Source organism: Bacillus cereus group sp. MG1, assembly GCF_040460035.1.
In the GTDB taxonomy this organism is placed as follows: Bacteria; Bacillota; Bacilli; order Bacillales; family Bacillaceae_G; genus Bacillus_A; species Bacillus_A cereus.
The window spans coordinates 5,330,263-5,349,426 of sequence record NZ_JARVGY010000001.1 but is presented as its reverse complement, the minus strand read 5'-3'; the positions used below and the strand labels follow the sequence as shown (position 1 = coordinate 5,349,426).

Genomic DNA, 19,164 nt, shown 5'->3' with positions numbered 1-19,164 from the left:
TTTATAATTATATTATGTTAACAAAGGGGTTTGGTGAGTATAGTGGATAATAAAACAAAAATAATTTCAATTGCAGCTGTTTCGGGGGGAGGTAAAACTACAATTACAGAAAGATTAAAGCATAAGTTTAAAAACTCAAAAGCTCTATATTTTGATAGTTACACATTTGATAAATCTCCTGCTGATATTTGTAAATGGATTGATGATGGGGCGAATTACGACGAGTGGGTATTAACACCATTAATTCATGATATTGAGCAACTTATACAAAATAATACCTTAGACTATATTATTGTAGATTATCCTTTTGCATACTTAAATAGTGAGATGCAAAAATTCATTGATGTAACTATATTTATTGATACGCCTTTAGATATTGCGATGGCTAGAAGGATTTTGCGAGATTTTAAGGAAGGTACAATAGATGAAATACATAATGATTTGGAACATTACATGACATATGCGAGAAAAGCTTATTTAGAGGCAATTCATACTGTTAAGCCGAATTCAGATATCATATTGGATGGTTCTTTATCTGTAAGTGAAATAATTAATCACGCTGTAGAGGAACTTGGCCGAAGAGAAGTGATTGTCAATGGTTAAATGTATAACAGATGCTGTTAGGTGGATAATTGAAGTAAGGGAGAGATAAATGTGTACACTTTATTTCAATATAATTGGCAAGTAAGAGATGATTGGTTTAAGTGGTGTGAACAACTTTCAGAGGAAGATTTACTTTGCAAACTGGGGGCATGTTAGAAACATTATTTCATATTGTAGATGTAGAGTATAGTTGGATTAGTGCTCTTCAAGGATAAGAAGATAGAGAACAGCAATTTAAAGATTATCAATCGATTCAAAAAGTGAAAGCGTTATTTAATTTATATAAACGAGAACTTGAAGTTTTTTTGCAGTCATAATTATCTAGCCTAGAATGCTAGCACACTTAAAATAAGCCGTATAAAAAGTTAATCATTGTGTGCTTTGATTATATAATGTCGGCGAAATAAATAGTGTGAAGGACAGCTATCTTAACAAGTGTTTCATGTAACGTTCATATACTTTAATTTTTATAATTAATTAAATTTGAATTTTGTTTGTTGTTAAGAAAAGGTGAGAAGAAAATAAAAAAAGAGGGCTAATGCCCTCTTTTTCTTTTAATTTGGTAATTAATCACAGATTGGTATCCCAAGCACTCTTAGAGCTAATGCTACTTGAAGGGAAATCTCTAATCTAGCAATTTCAATACCAGCTACTGAAAGAACTAGAAAAGGTTGTCCGTTTACAAATACAACGCAACTATCCATAGTTAAACCTCCTTTCTAGTAATTTACTATAGTATATGAGTAGAACTTTAAAATGTAATAGTTCAATTGTTGGATTTAATAGAATTAATAGATTAACCCATTTAAACTAAACAAACGAACACAACGAAAGGAAACAGAGATGGATGTATGCCTCAAAAAACATAGGTTTTAAGACATGTAATGGGATATGAAATTCATCATATTGGTCAGCTGTCTGTATGGGCGAGGAAGTTAAACTTGCAACCAGTTTCAGCAAATTTGAAGAGGATGATAGAATTAAAAACCGACTTGCATCTTAAGCGCAAGTCGGTTTTATATATATAAGAAGATTTCTTAATTGAAATCCTCGGATTTTTTCTGACGTATATGTAAAAACATTAAGGTGGTAATGATTAAAAAAATCATTATAGTTTGTATAATTAAATTTTTAAACTGAAGCAATATTGTCCAAGATGTAAGGGCGTCTTTAAAAGCTTGGAGTGCAGAGTACGAGGAAGGATCAAAACCATACTGTAGCAACTTTTTTGTTTCAATAAATGAAATGTTTTCTTCATCTGCATCTAATATTACTGAAATTAGTCTAGTATCTCCAAGTTTTGCTGTACTGACAAAACTATAATTACCGTTAGTTGAAAAACTAGTTTGTAAGCCATCAACACCTTGAAGTTTAATGTTTTCATTAAGGGAATATATCATTTTATTCGTATTGAAAACCTGGGAATCTTTGAAGGTAAATTGGTAAGAGGTTAGTTTCGTAATATTCAATACATCTGGAAAATCTTTTACTAATTTTGCTGCTAGTTTAGCTGCGTCTATCGCTGTTGTAGTTGATTGTTTATCTGTATCATTATTAATTCCAGTAGAGTTTAGAAATGGAGATGGTTGTAATAACTTTAGTTCTTTTGCTTTTTTATTCATTAATACTGTAAAGTTATCTTCATTTCCAGCAATGTGTTCTGCTAGAGCGAGTGCAGAACGATTATTCCCTGCCAGTAGCAATGCATGAAGTAAATCACGAACCGTTGTTTTATCATTCGATGTTACTTGTATAGGGCTTGTTTCTACTCGGAAAACTTCGTTACTTATTTGTACTAAGTCATCTAACTGTATCTTTCTATCATTTAGTTGCTCCAATACGATATATTCTGTCATTAATTTAGATAAAGCAGCTGATTGTACTGGAGTTTCTTCATTTTTTTTATAAACAATTTCACCTGAATTAGCATTTATTAAAATAGCTGATTTAGCTTGAATAATCGGACCATTTACATAAAGGTAAAAATATAAAACGATAAGTGCAGTAATGAAAAAAGATAATAATAAAATAGCGAATTTTTTTAAGAATTGCATAAGCGATCCTCCTATTATGACATCAATACTAGTATTGTAAAAAGGAATGCTTAATTAGGAAGAAAGAAAAGGTAAAGAATTTCTAAAGAATTATAAAGGATTATTAAATTTTGGGCATTAATGGAAAAAGTTCAATTTCTTATATGATAAGAAATTGAACTTTTTATTTATAATATTAACATTTGTATGGGAGTAGTTTTACAGTGAATGTTGTTTTTTCATCATCACTATATACTTCAATTGTTCCTTTATGCAATTCGACTATACTTTTTGCAATAGCTAATCCAAGTCCAGATCCACCAGTGTTTGTAGAGCGAGATTTCTCAACGCGATAAAAACGTTCAAAAATATGAGGTAAATCCGTACTAGGAATAGGTTGTCCGTAATTTGTTATATCAATTGTAATCATATTATTGCTTTCATAAGCAGTAAGGTCAATATAGCGACCTTCGCTTCCATAAGCGATAGCGTTTATAATAAGATTTTCAAACACACGCACTAATTTTTCACCATCAGCTAATACCATGAGCTTTTGAGATGGGAAAGAAGGTCGACATTCTATATTTGCTTCTTGAAATTGTATACGGAATTGAACAGTTAATTGTCCAAGTAACTCTACTATGTCAATAGGAACAGAATACAAGCTTAACTCTTTATTTTGAACACGTGTATATTCGAACAAGTCATTCATTAATGCATTAAGACGAGTTACTTTATCGTAAATGACTTGAATATAGTATCGCAATTCTACTTCATCTCTATAATTATCATGATGGATTAAATTTACGTATCCAACTATAGAAGTAAGGGGAGTGCGTAAGTCATGTGATACATTTGTAATAAGTTCACTTTTTGCTTGTTCCGCTTGTCTTTCTTCATCAATGGAGACTTTTAATTGTTCAACAATTTCATTGACCCCGATTGCTAATTCTTCTAGATAATTATGATTTACAATAGAAACTTTATGATTGAAGTTTCCATTTGCAATATAACGAATTTCTTCTATCATTTTTTTAATACAAGTTTCATAGTAAAGTTTTTTCTCGTGGCGATAAAAAATGTAAAGATAGGATGAAAAAATAGAAAATAAAAACAAATAAGATACAATCATCATCCATAACGATTCTTTAATCCCTTTATACTTTTCATAACCAAAAATTCGAATGAATTCTTTACCGAGTTCAGTTAGAGTAAGTGAACTCTCAATTACACTCGTAACGAGGCGATAAATAATTAATTCAGTAATAGGCGTGAGTGTGATAGCTAATAAGAGCCAAAAAATAAGTTTCCATTTAGGGATATCTTTTAATATATCAAATGCTTCATTTCTCAATTTTATAGCCAACTCCCCAAACAGTGTGAATAAATTTTTCTCCATTTATTACTGTTTCAAGTTTATCCCGTAAGTTGCTAATATGGACCATTACAGTCTTATTCGAACCGTAACCATCTTCATTCCAAACGCGTTCAAAAATTTCTTCTGAACTAAATACTCTTCCTGTATTACTTGCAAGCAAATATAAAATATCGAATTCAATAGAGGTTAGTTTAATATACTCTCCATTTACTTTAACAGTATGATTATGTTTGTGTATTTCAACAGAGCGAATACGAATAATACCATCTTCATTCTTTTGCGAAGTAGCGTTTTGGAAAGATGATCTTCGTAATAAAGCTTTCACTCTTGCTACTAATTCTAATGGATTGAATGGCTTGATCATATAATCATCGGCACCTGTCATAAGACCTAATATTTTATCCATATCTTCTGCTTTTGCACTAAGCATTAGAATTGGTACAGTATTATTTTCACGCACTTCCTGACAAACTTCTAATCCGTTTCGCTTTGGCATCATAATATCCAAAATCATAAGGTCAACTTCATATGTAGAAACCTTTTGCAATGCTTCATCGCCATCATAAGCTTTATAAATGTTATAGCCTTCATTTCGCAAATAAACAGCAAGTAATTCAACAATTTCTTTATCATCATCAATAATTAATATGTTTTTATTCATTGTGTAGTTCCTTTCCTTACAAATCATCAACATTACTATAATATCAAACATTTATGTACTTGTAGCGATGATTCTGTATAAAATTTCATGTAACGTATTAAAAAGGAGTAAAAAGATTAATAACGAATATAAAATAACAAGGATATTTAGATTCTACATTATAATGAAAGGTAGTTATAAGGGGATTTTCTATGTTATGTAATGATATATATTCATTTACTCAAACTGGAAAAATAGAAAATGATATTAAAGCTTTTCTACTAAAATATAATAAAGAGTTTACATATAAACATTCAATTCGTGTAGCAAATGAGGCAAAAAAGATTGCAGAAAAGTTTCACGTAGATAAAGAAAAAGCAGCACTTGCAGGATATTTACATGATATTAGTGGCATTTTTCCGAACGAGGAGCGGATTACAGTTGCTGAAGAATTTGGGATAGAAATAGTGGAAGCAGAAAGAAAGTTTCCTATGATTATTCATCAAAAACTATCGAGAGTAATCGCAAAAGAAATATTTAAAGTAGAAGATGAAGAAATTTTAAATGCAATTTGTTGCCATACAACGTTGCGTAAACATGCAACGAAGATGGATTTAGTATTATTTGTTGCAGATAAAATAGAATGGGATCAAAACGGGACACCACCATATTTAATAGAAATAAAAAAAGGATTGGCAAAATTTTTGGAAAAAGCAGCTTTTGTATATATTTCATATTTGTGGGAAAGGAAAGATACATTTAAAGTTATACATCCGTGGCTAGAAGAAGCATACTGGGATTTAAAAGGAATTGTACAGTAGAAAGGACAAGGAAATGCAATTAAAAGAATATATGAATCAAACATTTCCAGGAGTTACATTAGTACCCTACTTATATTCTTAGTGACAAATGTTTATAGATTTAAAAAGGAAAATATAAAAACTCCACAGAAAATAAATGTATACAATAAATATATTAAGAAAAGAGATTTAAGATTTCATATAAGATAAGAAACGTTACCGTTTTTATTTGAAGATGAAGAAGCAGATTTATATTGTACATATCATTTTTCTTTAAAATGCCTTGCGGAACATATTAAATATGAATCGCTTATACAAGTTGCTAATCATGAGGATTTCTTTGATTTATATCCTCGATTTGGACGAAAAAAAGAAATTTCTTATCCAAATGTATTTCTCATAAATGCAACGAAAGATATTGTCATGTTTATGTATGATGATAGAGGATGTGAAGTAATTGCGAAGAATAAAGAAATAATACGAGATTTATATAAGAAATACAAAGAATGGATTCCAGATTATGAATGAGAAAGTATAGATAACTCATTTAAATGACAATAGGGGAAGTGAAGCGTGTAATGAAACGTATTGCAATTGTATCTGCATGGGAACCAGAACTGACGTATTTGCATCAACATTATCCAAGTGAACGTGTTGAAAAAAGAGCAGCTTGGGAATTTCATTTTCATACTATTAATGAGCTGGAAATTATATCAGTTGTTACTGGTGTCGGTAAAGTAAGCTGCGCTAGTTGTGTACAATTGTTAATTAGTGAGTTTCAGCCAGATGAGTTGTTTATGACAGGAATATGCGGAAGTTTATCAAACAAGGTGCAAAACGGTCATATTGTAGTGGCACTAAGCGCAATACAACACGATGTTACTGCTGCTGGTTCAGGGGAAGATGTTTTTAATTTATATAACGGTAGAACAGCACCTATTGAAACAACAAAATCACTTGTAAGAAGAATAAAAAAAATACGATCGTATGATCCGATACATTTCGGCACATTTTTATCAGGAGATCAACGTATTCGTAGTTCGGAAATGAGATATTTACTCCATACCGTATATGGAGCATTGGCAGTTGATCAAGAAGTAGCAGCTTTCGCCTATGTGTGTCAAATAAATAAAAAACCATTTCTCTGTTTAAAAGCTGCTTCAGATCAGGCTAATGATAAAACGAAAGAAGAACAAAAAATCTTTAAAATGCTAGCATGCGAAAGAGCATGTGAGCATTTAATTGCTTTTTTGCGTGTTTATGAGATTAATGTAGTAAATAATAGATAGTTTGTTATAAAACAAATTAAAAGTGAGTTATATGTAGGGAAATGTCCGTTCATTTCAAATTAAGAGCTGAAATTTATAATAGATGGAATATATTATATGGGTACACGTTGAGGTTAATACAAGCAATTGGAGGGCAATTTTATATGATTCAATATAAAAGGTGTAGTGAAGTAAATATTGATTTAGTATATGAAGCTTTTAAAGATGGATTTTCCGATTATATTATTAAGATGGAAGTTTCAAAAGGGGATTTTATACACCGTTTTTTGGGACCAGAAGGTAATTTGCTAGAACATTCTTTTCTTGCTTTAGAAGAAGGCAAATCTGTTGGCGTAATACTAGGTGGCATAAAGGATTATGAAAGTATAAAGACTATGCGCTGCGGAACATTAGCGGTTCATCCTAATTACCGCGGTATTGGTGTGAGTCAAAAATTATTTGAACTGCATAAAGAAGAGGCGATTCAACATGGATGTAAGCAACTTTTTCTCGAAGTCATTGTAGGAAACGACCGAGCGATTCATTTTTATAATAAGTTGGGCTATGAAAAAGTGTACGATCTTTCTTATTATAATTTAAATGATTTGACTAAAATAAAGAATAAAGTTTGTAAGGATATTGAAGTAAAACAATTAGAATTTCCAACTTTTAAAGATGAAATTCAGAAATGGTTAAACTTCCATATAAATTGGCAAAATGATATTGATTATATCAAAAAAACAAATAATGTATTTTATGGTGCATATGTTGATAATGACTTAAAAGGCTCTCTATGCGTAACTGAACAAGGTAAAATTAGTTTTATTTTCGTAGACAAAGGTTATAGAAATATTGGTGTTGGGATGAAATTATTACAAGTAGCAAGAGAAGAATTAAATTTATCAAGTTTATCAATTGGGTTTCCTAACAATAATTTATTAGAGGGTTTTTTTAAGAAATGTGGATTTGAAAAGAATTCTTTAGCGCAATATGAAATGTATTTATTACTCTAAGAGCGGAAAGATTTATTCTTTTCGTTTTTTATTTTGCTGTTATGTTGGTAAATGCTCCGCAATTATAATTTATAATGAGAGGGATTTTGTTTATCCTTAAGTTATTTTTTTAATTGTCAATTTCTTGCTAATAATTTTCTTTGTATAATATTCTAATTTTATGTAGAATAGATACGATGGGAGGGGATGAAATGAATAATGGATTAAAGTTTAAGATTTTTGAATTGCATTGTCTCGTTCAAAAGACTTATTCTGATATTAAAATAGCATGTGATATTGCTATTTATCAAGAAAACACTTCTAAATATTTAATTTCATTAGGATTTTTAAATAAATCATATATGACTTATATAGAAGCAAAAAGATTCTATCGCGAAAATGAAGAGCTTGTAAGTGTAGAATTTGATAATTTTTTTGATATGTATGATAAATTAGAAAATGAATTAAAACAAGTTATTTCAACTGAAGATAAAAATCCTTCATCGCTTCATAACAGATTTGATCAGTTTCAGCAGAAAGTTGAAAATATAAATGACCTAATAAAAGTATTGCAAAATGCTCGTTAATGAATGCTTTTTTCTTTTTTGTATAGAAATTATGTATTAAAAACATTTTAGGGATATTATATATTGAAGAGGTGGCTTTTGTAGATTACAAAAGTCATCTTTTTATGTTAGGAATAGATTGTATACATTTTAGCAGTTTCATATAAATAATAGAAATTTATACGAGGTAAATACCATGAGAAATAAAAAAGAAATAGCTATAGTTGCATTAACAACAGGATTTGTTTTAACAAGTGTAACACCATATAGAGTAGGTCATGCAGAGGAACCTGGTCAAATGCAAGTTGAAATTCAAGAGGATTCGTTCCGTACAGGTGATCTTACACAACCATCAAAAAAGGCGCCAGAGAATGTAGTGAAAGATGCACTTAAGGAAAATACGGAGCATGCTTTGTCTCCAAAACAAGTTAGTGCAGAAACAGGAGTAGATTACAAGGTTCTTCAAAAACGTGGTTCTTATGATGGAACTACACTTGTGCGCATGCAACAAATATATGAAGGAAAAGAAGTGTATGGCCACCAGTTAACTGCTCACGTAGATAAAAAAGGTATTATTAAAAGCATTTCAGGAGCTAGCGCACAAAATTTAACACAAGAAGATTTAAAGAAACCTATTAATTTATCAAAAGAAGAAGCGAAACAATATATTTATAAAAAGTACGGAAACGACATTAAATTTATTTCTGAACCAGAAGTTAAGGCGGTTATTTTTGTTGATGAAAATCATGGGCAGGCTAGCAATGCATATCAAGTTACATTTGCTGCTACAACACCAAATTATGTATCTGGAACTTATTTAGTGAATGCTCATAATGGCGATATGTTAAAAGATATGGTACAAGAATCAAGTTTGAAAATAAGTGAAGAGTATGTTGAATCCGTTAAGGAAAATAAAACTAGCAATTTCACATCATTAACTGGAACAGGAAAAGATGATTTAGGCGTAACTCGTACATTTGGTATTTCTAAACAGACCAGTGGGAATTATGCGCTTGCTGATTACACAAGAGGGCAAGGAATTGAGACATATGATGTAAATTATAGAGATATTACAAATGAAGAAAGTTATTATCCTGGCATACTAGCAACTAGCGCTTCAACAACATTTAATGATCCAAAGGCGGTAAGCGCTCATTTCTTAGCAACAAAGGTATATGATTTTTATAAAGAAAAATATAATCGTAATAGTTTTGATAATAAAGGAAAAAAAGTAGTTTCAGTTGTACATGCATGGGATTCTGGAGGAACAAATGATCCTGAAAATTGGGAGAATGCATTTAGTACTAATATTAATAACATCAGTATGCTTTTATATGGAGATCCTATGGTAAAAGCGTTCGATATAGCCGGTCATGAATTTACACACGCAGTTACATCAAGTGAATCTAACCTTGAATTCTCAGGAGAATCTGGGGCAATTAACGAGGCATTATCGGATATTATGGGAACGGCTATAGAGAAATACATAAATAATGGGGAATTTAACTGGACAATAGGAGAGCAAACTGGATCGACTTTTCGTAATATGAAAAATCCAACTGCAATTAATTTTTCAGAAGGACTACCGTATCCCGATGATTATAGTAAATATAATGATTTAAATGGAGAGGATTATGGAGGCGTACATTTTAATTCAAGTATTATTAATAAAGTTGCGTATTTAATTGCACAAGGTGGTACTCATAACGGTGTAAATGTAAATGGTATTGGTGAAGATAAAATGTTTGATATTTTCTATTATGCAAATACTGATGAATTAAACATGACTTCTGATTTCTCTGAATTGAAATTGGCATGCCTTAAAGTTGCAGCTAATAAATATGGAACGAACTCAATTGAAGTTCAAGCAGTCCAAAATGCTTTTGATGCGGCAAAAATTACAGGAACGGTGAAAGAAAACGAAAAAACAGCAGAAAACCAAGCTCCAGAGTTAACTGTACCGTTTACGATTACACTACGTGTAGGTGATACGTTTGATCCAATGAGAAATGTAAAAGCTGTTGATAAAGAAGATGGTGATTTAACAAATAAAGTAAAGCATAAAGGCGATGTAGATACTTCAAAACCAGGTACATACATTGTGGAATACTTGGTTGTTGATTCTCAAGGGGGGAATGCAACGGCTACACAGACTGTAATTGTAGAGGGAAATGGCGAAACATCAGATTTAGAACCTAAATTAACAGTGCCTGTTGGAGCGACAATTCATGTAGGAGATTCATTTGTTCCAATGGCAGAAGTATTAGCTATCGATAAAGAAGACGGTGATCTTACTTCTAAAATCAAAGTTGATGGTGAAGTAGATACAAATAAAGCCGGTACTTACGTATTAAAATACACAGTTACAGATTCAAAAGGCCATGAAGTAACGGCGAAGCAAACTGTAACGGTCAAAGTTAGAGAAGAAGTTAAAAATGATAAACCAATACTAAAAGTACCTGCTACAACTTCAATTACTGAGGGTGATCAATTTGATCCGTTGATAGGAGTATCAGCTACTGACAAAGAAGACGGTGACCTTACTTCTAAAGTAGCGTATGAAGGAACTATAGATACAAATAAAGCCGGTATTTATGAAATAATATATAGTGTAAGAGATTCCGTGGGTAATGAGGTAAATACGATACAAAAAGTATTAGTGAAAGATAAAGAAACTAGCAAACCTAATGGTCTTGCTAATAAGACAAATAACAATAATATCTCAAATAACAGTAATACCGATAAAAAAGAATATACATATAAGGAGCTGCCAAAGACGGGTGTAAGTACAACTAACAGTGCAGCAATCGGCATATTGATGATTATTGCAGGTACAGTACTCACTTTGATTCGCAAATTTAGAAAGATACAAAAATAATAGTAGGGATCATTCGTTTGAAGAAAAGAGTTCAGTATTCAAAAGAAATAAAGTAGAAAGTAAATAAAACGAAATATGGATTTTTTACTTATTAAGATTTTAATAGTTAAGCGGTACATTTGGCTTTTATAAAAATTTGCAGTTGGATACTATTCTGTCTACAGAACTATATTACATAAAAAACACGTTACTATTCTCATTAAAATAAAAGAATAGTAACGTGTTTTTTAATTTGAAAATAGTATAAATCCTATAGCTCATGAATATAGGAGTACTTCTAATTTGCCATTGATAAGTTACTGAAAACACTTTGTTTTAATGGAAGTGTCACTCTAAATGACAACATGAGATTTCCGGTATTTACCAGGTGTTTCATTGGTGAATTTTTTAAAAATTTTAGTGAAATAACTTTGATCGCTAAAATTAAGCGAAGCGCATATATCTGATAAGGGATAGGTGGTGAAAGTTAATAATTTCTTTGCTTCTTCGACTCGTTCACGTTGAATGTACTCAATTAATGAAATACCGACTTCTTTTTTAAATAATATAGATAAATAATCTGAATTCACATTTGCAAATTTAGCAAGTTGTTTAACAGATATTGGATTGTAAATATTTTTAAAAATGTAGTTTTTACAAATAGCAATAGTCTGTGAATGTTGCTGTGTTTTTTGTGCCTTTACACGGTCTGCAAAGGTACAAAAAGCATTTTTTAATAAATCCCAAACAGATTCTTTGTCTTTTAAATCTTCTGTTCTTTGAATATGTAAATCATAAATTTTGTAAGCAATCCCAGATGGAAGTCCCCCTTTTATCGCATATCTAGTAGCGAGCGTGATGGATGAAATACAAATGTTTTTATGACGTCTTAATTGATGGAATGAAGATAAAGATGAAAGAGTCTCTTGTTGGAATTCGTAATAATATTTGAGTACGGTTTCTTTATCCCCGTCTTCTATAGAACTAAGTAGTTGCTGCTCTATATATAAATTATGATAAATGGATTCGTCTTTTTGCATTGAAATATATACATCTTCGTTTAAGATGCTGCTATGACTTATATGAAGTGAGTCACTGTTATTTGAAAAGGTGCTTACATCTGAATTTTTTTTATAGAGAATGTTATAGAACAATATCGCTATATTTACAAAGAAATTTTGATCTTTGACTGACAATGAAAAATAATGGTCTCTTGTTCTTTTATAATTTGGAATAAAATTAAGGTTACTATCCGCTTTACTTGTAGAAAAATTTACATGTGTCAAGGGCCCAATAATAACAGTACCGTTCACCATATAATCGCTCTTTATGTGAATTAAAATAAAGTGCCCTAGATATTCGTGAGTTCTGAAGATGGGGGAATTATATGTATCATTTCTCTGAAAAAGCATATGTAACTGTTCTATTTTTGATGTATATAACGAATGTGAATCATTTTTGGATTTAAATTCTAAAAGAATATTTTTGTTACAATCTAAAAAACAAACTGGAATTTCGAAAGATTGAAAAAACATATTGCAAATGTACTCTATCTCAACTAGACTGAGTTTTTTAGTCATATTCTTCCTCCTTACAGTTATGCGTAATAGTTAAATAAACATATATTCCTTTTTCATAAGTAGATACGGAAAACCTTTATCAATAAAAAATATAAATAAAAGTTATAAACTTCTAAGAATAATACCATAATTTAACATGAATAGCACATATTATTTGAATATACAGGTAATAGTTTTGGACAGTAACGTAAAATATGAATCGTCACACTTATTTGTTGGTTATTACTTATATGTATTAAAAAATGATTAAGATTGGATTTTAAATAGGGATAGGAAGTGAGATATGAATAGATTGACAGTAAGTGACTAGTCGAAATTAGCAGTGAAAGCTATTATGTAACAAATGTAATGATTCTTGAAATAGGGATATACGTGTAATTTAGGGGAGAAAATTACATATATCATGTGGAGAGACAACGTAATAATAGAAGATAAGAAAAGTGAATAAGTGATTGTAAACAATGGATTGTTGGACGACTATGTTTTATGTTATTCGTTTAAATCTGATACTTGGCACACTATTGCTTTTAAGAAGGTAATAGTAATAAAGAAATTTTTAAAATGATAGAAGTAGTAAAGGGGATAAGAGAAATGAAAAAAATATTTAGTGTGCTTTTAGTGTTATTCTTAACATTTTCTACATGGTCTAGTGTATTAGTAAAGGCAGATTCACCATCTAAAGGTACTTTAACGATTCATAAGTATGAACAAGAAAAAGATGGAGCGCAGGGACTAGAAGGTGACGGTTCTGCAAATCAAGAGGTGCCAAAAGATGTGAAACCATTAAAAGGTGTAACGTTTGAAGTGAAAAGGGTTGCTTCTTTTGAAAAAATTTCAAACGATGGGAAAATCGTAAAAGAAGACGTGAAACCTGTAATGGGAGCCACTCCAAATCAAGTAGTAACAGATGATAACGGACAAGCTGTATTAAAAGATCTTCCGCTAGGACGTTATGAGGTGAAAGAAGTGGCAGGACCTCCACATGTTAATCTAAATCCCAATACGTATACAGTGGATATCCCATTAACGAATAAAGAGGGTAAGGTGCTAAACTATGATGTTCACATGTATCCCAAAAATGAGATTAAACGTGGTGCAGTGGATTTAATAAAAACTGGTGTAAATGAAAAAGCATTAGCAGGTGCAGTATTCTCTTTATTTAAAAAAGATGGTACAGAAGTGAAAAAAGAGTTAGTAACAGATGCTAATGGTCATATTCGCGTGCAAGGATTGGAGTATGGTGAATACTATTTCCAAGAAACAAAAGCTCCGAAAGGCTACGTAATAGATCCAACTAAACGTGAGTTTTTTGTTAAGAACTCCGGAACAATTAATGAAGATGGAACTATTACTTCTGGTACAGTAGTTAAAATAGAAGTGAAAAACAATGAAGAACCAACAATTGATAAAAAAATTAACGGAAAATTGGAAGCGTTACCGATAAATCCGTTAACTAATTATAATTATGATATTAAAACATTAATTCCAGAAGACATTAAGGAATACAAAAAATATGTGGTAACAGATACTTTGGATAATCGTTTAGTGATTCAAGGAAAGCCAATCGTGAAAATTGATGGAGCAGAAGTAAATGCAAACGTTGTTGAGGTAGCTATAGAAGGTCAAAAAGTAACAGCTACAGTAAAAGATTTCACAAAATTAGATGGTAAAAAAGAATTTCATTTGCAAATTAAATCCCAAGTAAAAGAAGGAGTACCATCTGGTTCGGAAATTTTAAATACAGCAAAAATACATTTTACAAATAAAAATGATGTAATTGGAGAAAAGGAATCTAAACCTGTAGTTGTTATTCCGACAACTGGAATAATTGAGTTAACAAAAATTGATAGTGCTAATAAGAATAAATTAAAAGGTGCAGAGTTTGTACTTAAAGATAATAATGGAAAAATAGTTGTCGTAGCAGGAAAAGAAGTAACAGGTGTATCAGATGAAAATGGTGTTATTAAATGGTCTAACATTCCATATGGAGACTATCAAATTTTTGAAACGAAAGCACCAACATATACAAAAGAAGATGGTACAAAAGCATCTTATCAATTATTAAAAGACCCCATTGATGTAAAGATTAGTGAAAATAATCAAACGGTTAAATTGACGATTGAAAATAATAAAAGTGGATGGATTCTTCCGGTAACGGGTGGCATAGGAACGACTCTTTTTACTGTAATAGGCCTTACGTTAATGCTTACAGCGGCATTTGTTTTCTTTAGAAAAAAGTTTGCTAGAAATTAAGATTTTAGGAACATGTAACTATGGAAAAAGGGGAGAAGCAAAATGCTTCCCTCTTTTCGATATTTAAGCATATACAGAGGTGGAAATATGAAACGAAATCTTGTTTTGGGGGGTATTTTTTTATTTGGATTAGGTATTTTTTTATATCCTACTATTAGTAATTGGTTGGCGACTCGTGCACATTATTCTGAGATTAGCTCTTACGATAAGAAGATTAAAGCATTACAAAAGAAAGAAGTCGAACGTAGGGAAAAAGAAGCAGCCGAATATAATAAACAAGTTCAAACTTCTGCGAAAACATTTACAGATCCATTTTCTGAAAAAAAAAGTAATCATCAAGCGTATGCTGATGTGTTAAATTTAGGAGATGTAATGGGGTATATTGAAATATCGAAAATTAATATAAAACTGCCAATCTATCAAGGGACCTCTGAGGAAGTATTGGGTCGCGGGATAGGTCATTTAGATTTTTCTTCGCTCCCGGTAGGTGGAGAAAGTACGCATACTATTTTAACAGGGCATCGTGGTTTACCATCAGCAAAATTATTTACAGATTTAGATAAGTTGAGCAAAGGAGATCTTTTTTATATTCATTCTTTAGACAAAGTTCTTGCTTATAAAGTAGATCAAATTAAAGTAGTGTTACCACATGAAACGGACGATCTACAAATTGTAGAAAATAAAGATTATACAACTTTAATTACGTGTACGCCTTATGGAGTAAACACCAATAGATTGCTAGTTCGAGGTGAGCGCGTGGAGTTAAACAAGAAAGAAAAACAAAAAGTGAGTACAGAGATATTTATATTTAATAAGTGGACTGTAATAGTTACAATCCTATTGTTATGTGTGCTTCTAGTCGTAATTTATAAGAAAAAGTTAACTCGATAGAATGTATTTATCCTGCATTAATGGGAAGTGGGACCGGAAATTCAAAGATAAGTAAAGACGGTATATAGGGGATGAAGTAAATCATCATTAATAAAAATTCATTTTATTCGATTATAAAAAAATACGGTAAAGGTGGGAACAAAGGAATTGAGGCTACGATTAAAGCTGGTAAGTATTCATTTTATTGTTTTGTTAATGTTAAGTGTAAGTTTTGTCGTATATGTACCAAAAGAAGCATATGGTTCCACGACTACCTTAGAAGGTCTAGGAGATATATCGCGTTATAATGCTGTTGTCTTTGGTAACCATAAAGCAATAGGTGGCGACATTGAAGGAGCAATTGCAGTTCAAGGTGATATGGATGCATCGGGGTATACGATTGTAGGTGCAGCAGCAGGAACATCTAATATAGTAGGTGAAAAATGGGTTGATGAGGGATATCCGTCCTTGTTATTGTCTGGAAAACTAAAAAAATCAAGAGAAGAATCTTTTATCATTCAAAACGGAATAGTCGTAATGACAAAAGAGAGTGATCCAGATCGCATCATACAATCTTCTTATGATCGTATCGTTTATAAAGAAAAACTAGAAATTGACGCGAAATTTAATGAATTTCGCAATATAGTGAACCAAGTTAGTAAAAATGCAGGTCAATATAAAACGAATACCCCAATTCCAAATATGAGTCATGGAATCGGAAAAGATATAAACAATCCTAATATTTATGTTTCATCAGAATTGACAGGGAAAATCAGTGTAGATATAAGAGATGTATTTTTGCCCAATGCTAAGGACAAAGATTTTATTGTAATGTATTCAGATGCAATAGAGGTTACATTTAAAAATGGGTCTATTCTATATGACACGAACAATATTGGAAAGGCTACAGATATAGTTCCTACATCACAACCATATTCGCCTAATTCCCCGTTTACTGAGCTATATGGGAAAATGATTTGGGTTTTTCCAAATGCGAAAAAAATTACAACAGAGGGATATGGTGTAGTTGGGAGTGTGTTTGCTCCCAATGCTGTATTAGAAACAAAAGGCGGTTCGATTAATGGACAAGCATTTGTTGGTGCGGTACAACAAACTGGTGGATTTGAGTTTCACAATTTCAAATTTAACTGGAAACATTGGAACAAGCCTAGTACAGGAAAAGTAAAAATAAAAAAGGTTGATAGTAATAATGATAATAAAAAATTGGTGGGAGCAAAGTTTAAAATTGAAGATTTAAATGGGAAAATAGTTGGAGAACTAGTAACAAATGAAGAAGGAGAAGCGATATCAAAAGACTTACCAATAGGAAACTATACTTTAGTGGAAAAAGAAGCACCTAAAGGTTACGAATTATCAAAAGATAAAATAGCTGTAAAAGTAGAGAAAGATGCAGAAGTAGAAATTAAAATAGGAAATAAGAAATTGCCAGATCCAATGGGAAAAATGAAGCTTGTGAAAGTAGACATAAGTGATAAAAATAAAAAGCTAGCAGGAGCAAAGTTTAAAATTGAAGATTTAAATGGGAAAATAGTTGGAGAACTAGTAACAAATGAAGAAGGAGAAGTAATATCAAAAGACTTACCAATAGGAAACTATACCTTAGTGGAAGTAGAAGCACCTAAAGGTTACGAATTATTAAAAGATAAAATAACTGTAAAAATAGAAAAAGATGCAGAAGTAGAAATTGAAATAGGAAATAAGAAATTGCCAGATCCAATGGGAAAAATGAAGCTTGTGAAAGTAGACATAAGTGATAAAAATAAAAAACTAGCAGGGGCAAAGTTTCATATAGAAGATGCAAAAGGAAAAGTAGTTGGAGAGTTAATAACAGATGAAAAAGGAGAAATAATATCAAAGGACTTACCAATAGGAAACTATACCCTAGTGGAAATAGAGGCACCTAAAGGTTATGAATTATTAAAAGATAAAATAGCTGTAAAAATAGAAAAAGATACAGTAGTAGAAATTAAAATAGAAAATAAGAAATTGCCAGATCCGACTGGGCAATTTGAAATTGAAAAAGTTGATGATAAGGATAGTGAATTAAAGCTAAAAGGCGCTGTATTTCAAGTGTTAGATAAAGAAGGGAAAGAACTTAGTAGATTAATAACGGATGAAAAAGGAAAGGTAATTTCCAACCAATTAGCAATTGGTAAGTATACGATTAAAGAAATAAAAGCACCGAACGGATACATGTTACTTAGAGATCCAATAGAAATAGAAATTACAGAAGCAGTAAAGAAACAAAAAATAACAGTGAAAAATGCGAAGAATAATTGGGTAATTCCTAATACTGGTGGGAGCGGAACAACAATTTTTTACGTAATTGGTATTATGCTAATGTTTGGTGTGCTATATTTCTGTAAGAAAAATCGTATATTATGAACTGATTTTATAGAGTTAGACAGATTGTTGCGTTAGAGAGTTTTTAGGGCATGAGTTCGGTATTGTACTGGACTCATGTTACTACATTTGTTGAAGGAGGAAGGATAATAGTAAACATAGAATATATTAATGAATTAAAATGTTTAAGAGGTGAACATGGTGGCAATAAAACAAGACGAAATTAAAGTAGTTGTCGGAGCTGGAGTGTTTAATAATAATCCAGGCTGGATTCAAACGCAAGAAGATGAACTTAACTTACTAGATAAAGCTACGTGGGAAGAAAGATTTGAATACAACTCTATTTCAGCTATTTTAGCTGAGCATGTATGGGAACACCTTACTTTTGAAGAAGGTGTAAGAGCAGCTGAAATCTGTTATGAATTTTTAAAACCATCTGGTCATATTCGGTGCGGAGTCCCTGATGCATTCTTTCAGGATGAGGTATATCAAAATATAGTTCAAATAGGGGGACCCGGTCCGAAAGATCATCCAGCAGCAAGTCATAAAATCGTTCATAATTATAAAACATTAACGAAAATGTTTGAAACTGCTGGATTCGAGGTAGTTTTACTTGAATATTGTGATGAAAATGGTCAGTTTTATTACAACGAATGGGATGCAAACGACGGTGTTATTTTCCGTTCGAAAAGGTATGATTCTAGAAATAAAGGCGATAAACTTGGTTTTCCATCGCTAATTGTTGATGCGATTAAGCGCTAATCATTCAACCAAAAAAGGAGTTAATCCTATGATTTCATAAGTCGCAAATGCGGCTTTTTTATTTGTACGTAAATCTATATTTAATTTTCAATACTATATAACTCGATTTAGAAAATATTTAAGTTTTTCTCAGCGTCATTCACTTTAAATTAACACTTCGTTGACATAAATATTTATTTTATATTTATATTCGTGTAA

15 protein-coding genes and 3 pseudogenes are annotated in these 19,164 nt (G+C 31.2%); 13 read left to right on the top strand and 5 right to left on the bottom strand.

All coding sequences use genetic code 11. The annotated features are described in order from the left end of the window. Positions 1 to 42: 42 nt before the first annotated feature. Together QCI79_RS27875 and QCI79_RS27870 are read left to right on the top strand one after the other, a co-directional pair. A complete protein-coding gene (locus tag QCI79_RS27875; protein ID WP_000369204.1) occupies positions 43 to 603 on the top strand; it encodes a nucleoside/nucleotide kinase family protein in 561 nt (186 codons plus the stop codon). A 51-nt stretch (positions 604 to 654) separates the two neighbouring features. Further along, positions 655 to 914, top strand: a pseudogene (locus tag QCI79_RS27870) (DinB family protein); the annotation flags it as partial. Positions 915 to 1,169: 255 nt separating this feature from the next. Here QCI79_RS27870 and QCI79_RS27865 read toward each other — a convergent pair. Next, entirely contained in the window at positions 1,170 to 1,307 is a 138-nt protein-coding gene (locus QCI79_RS27865; RefSeq protein ID WP_000376554.1) for a DUF3956 domain-containing protein, read from the bottom strand. A 165-nt stretch (positions 1,308 to 1,472) separates the two neighbouring features. Between QCI79_RS27865 and QCI79_RS27860 the strand changes: the two are divergent. Next, positions 1,473 to 1,631, top strand: a pseudogene (locus tag QCI79_RS27860) (DinB family protein); the annotation flags it as partial. Positions 1,632 to 1,640: 9 nt separating this feature from the next. Here QCI79_RS27860 and QCI79_RS27855 read toward each other — a convergent pair. From QCI79_RS27855 to QCI79_RS27845, 3 genes are all read right to left on the bottom strand, one after another. Next, a complete protein-coding gene (locus tag QCI79_RS27855; RefSeq protein WP_001160052.1) occupies positions 1,641 to 2,657 on the bottom strand; it encodes a D-alanyl-D-alanine carboxypeptidase family protein in 1,017 nt (338 codons plus the stop codon). 175 nt (positions 2,658 to 2,832) lie between these two features. Next, positions 2,833 to 3,990 (bottom strand): sensor histidine kinase, encoded by a 1,158-nt coding sequence (locus tag QCI79_RS27850; RefSeq protein WP_001243309.1) that lies wholly within the window; start codon positions 3,988 to 3,990, stop codon positions 2,833 to 2,835. Beyond that, complete coding sequence (locus QCI79_RS27845) at positions 3,980 to 4,675, bottom strand: response regulator transcription factor (protein ID WP_001038807.1); 696 nt, start codon at positions 4,673 to 4,675, stop codon at positions 3,980 to 3,982. Before QCI79_RS27845 ends, QCI79_RS27850 begins: the two co-directional genes overlap by 11 nt. Before the next feature lie 191 nt (positions 4,676 to 4,866). Here QCI79_RS27845 and yqeK point away from each other — a divergent pair, with 191 nt between their 5' ends. The 6 genes and pseudogenes from yqeK to QCI79_RS27815 all read left to right on the top strand — a co-directional run bounded on the left by yqeK (position 4,867) and on the right by QCI79_RS27815 (position 11,158). Further along, positions 4,867 to 5,475 carry a bis(5'-nucleosyl)-tetraphosphatase (symmetrical) YqeK gene (gene yqeK / locus QCI79_RS27840; RefSeq protein ID WP_021727707.1) on the top strand — a complete coding sequence of 203 codons (609 nt, stop codon included), beginning with the start codon at positions 4,867 to 4,869 and terminating at the stop codon, positions 5,473 to 5,475. A gap of 13 nt (positions 5,476 to 5,488) precedes the next feature. Further along, a pseudogene (locus QCI79_RS27835) lies at positions 5,489 to 5,982 on the top strand (DUF3885 domain-containing protein). A 23-nt stretch (positions 5,983 to 6,005) separates the two neighbouring features. Further along, a complete protein-coding gene (locus tag QCI79_RS27830) occupies positions 6,006 to 6,743 on the top strand; it encodes a phosphorylase family protein (RefSeq protein WP_002101023.1) in 738 nt (245 codons plus the stop codon). 143 nt (positions 6,744 to 6,886) lie between these two features. Then, entirely contained in the window at positions 6,887 to 7,735 is an 849-nt protein-coding gene (locus QCI79_RS27825) for a GNAT family N-acetyltransferase (protein WP_000617069.1), read from the top strand. A gap of 191 nt (positions 7,736 to 7,926) precedes the next feature. Beyond that, positions 7,927 to 8,301 carry a hypothetical protein gene (locus QCI79_RS27820; protein ID WP_001059023.1) on the top strand — a complete coding sequence of 125 codons (375 nt, stop codon included), beginning with the start codon at positions 7,927 to 7,929 and terminating at the stop codon, positions 8,299 to 8,301. Between the two features lie 175 nt (positions 8,302 to 8,476). Continuing rightward, positions 8,477 to 11,158 (top strand): M4 family metallopeptidase, encoded by a 2,682-nt coding sequence (locus QCI79_RS27815; RefSeq protein ID WP_001244672.1) that lies wholly within the window; start codon positions 8,477 to 8,479, stop codon positions 11,156 to 11,158. A gap of 332 nt (positions 11,159 to 11,490) precedes the next feature. Here the strand turns inward: QCI79_RS27815 and QCI79_RS27810 are convergent, their stop codons facing one another. Further along, on the bottom strand, positions 11,491 to 12,717 hold the full coding sequence (locus tag QCI79_RS27810; protein WP_000162832.1) for an AraC family transcriptional regulator: 1,227 nt from the start codon (positions 12,715 to 12,717) through the stop codon (positions 11,491 to 11,493). Positions 12,718 to 13,308: 591 nt separating this feature from the next. Here QCI79_RS27810 and QCI79_RS27805 point away from each other — a divergent pair. From QCI79_RS27805 to QCI79_RS27790, 4 genes are all read left to right on the top strand, one after another. Next, the gene (locus tag QCI79_RS27805) at positions 13,309 to 14,970 is read left to right on the top strand and encodes an LPXTG cell wall anchor domain-containing protein (RefSeq protein ID WP_000719305.1); all 1,662 of its coding nucleotides are present in this window, start codon (positions 13,309 to 13,311) and stop codon (positions 14,968 to 14,970) included. Between the two features lie 87 nt (positions 14,971 to 15,057). Continuing rightward, positions 15,058 to 15,861 (top strand): class C sortase, encoded by an 804-nt coding sequence (locus QCI79_RS27800; protein WP_003284325.1) that lies wholly within the window; start codon positions 15,058 to 15,060, stop codon positions 15,859 to 15,861. 147 nt (positions 15,862 to 16,008) lie between these two features. Further along, positions 16,009 to 18,246, top strand: coding sequence for an MSCRAMM family protein (locus QCI79_RS27795; RefSeq protein ID WP_001239480.1), 2,238 nt, complete (start codon positions 16,009 to 16,011; stop codon positions 18,244 to 18,246). Between the two features lie 156 nt (positions 18,247 to 18,402). Further along, on the top strand, positions 18,403 to 18,966 hold the full coding sequence (locus QCI79_RS27790; RefSeq protein WP_000225725.1) for a class I SAM-dependent methyltransferase: 564 nt from the start codon (positions 18,403 to 18,405) through the stop codon (positions 18,964 to 18,966). The last annotated feature ends 198 nt before the right edge of the window (positions 18,967 to 19,164 follow it).

Excerpts from the sequence above, each read along its gene's own strand:
- QCI79_RS27825 (WP_000617069.1), top strand. The coding sequence starts at position 6,887 with ATGATTCAATATAAAAGGTGTAGTGAAGTAAATATTGATTTAGTATAT.
- QCI79_RS27855 (WP_001160052.1), bottom strand. The coding sequence starts at position 2,657 with ATGCAATTCTTAAAAAAATTCGCTATTTTATTATTATCTTTTTTCATT.
- QCI79_RS27800 (WP_003284325.1), top strand. The coding sequence starts at position 15,058 with ATGAAACGAAATCTTGTTTTGGGGGGTATTTTTTTATTTGGATTAGGT.
- QCI79_RS27830 (WP_002101023.1), top strand. The coding sequence starts at position 6,006 with ATGACAATAGGGGAAGTGAAGCGTGTAATGAAACGTATTGCAATTGTA.
- QCI79_RS27820 (WP_001059023.1), top strand. The coding sequence starts at position 7,927 with ATGAATAATGGATTAAAGTTTAAGATTTTTGAATTGCATTGTCTCGTT.
- QCI79_RS27865 (WP_000376554.1), bottom strand. The coding sequence starts at position 1,307 with ATGGATAGTTGCGTTGTATTTGTAAACGGACAACCTTTTCTAGTTCTT.
- QCI79_RS27790 (WP_000225725.1), top strand. The coding sequence starts at position 18,403 with ATGGTGGCAATAAAACAAGACGAAATTAAAGTAGTTGTCGGAGCTGGA.
- QCI79_RS27810 (WP_000162832.1), bottom strand. The coding sequence starts at position 12,717 with ATGACTAAAAAACTCAGTCTAGTTGAGATAGAGTACATTTGCAATATG.
- QCI79_RS27845 (WP_001038807.1), bottom strand. The coding sequence starts at position 4,675 with ATGAATAAAAACATATTAATTATTGATGATGATAAAGAAATTGTTGAA.
- yqeK (WP_021727707.1), top strand. The coding sequence starts at position 4,867 with ATGTTATGTAATGATATATATTCATTTACTCAAACTGGAAAAATAGAA.
- QCI79_RS27805 (WP_000719305.1), top strand. The coding sequence starts at position 13,309 with ATGAAAAAAATATTTAGTGTGCTTTTAGTGTTATTCTTAACATTTTCT.
- QCI79_RS27815 (WP_001244672.1), top strand. The coding sequence starts at position 8,477 with ATGAGAAATAAAAAAGAAATAGCTATAGTTGCATTAACAACAGGATTT.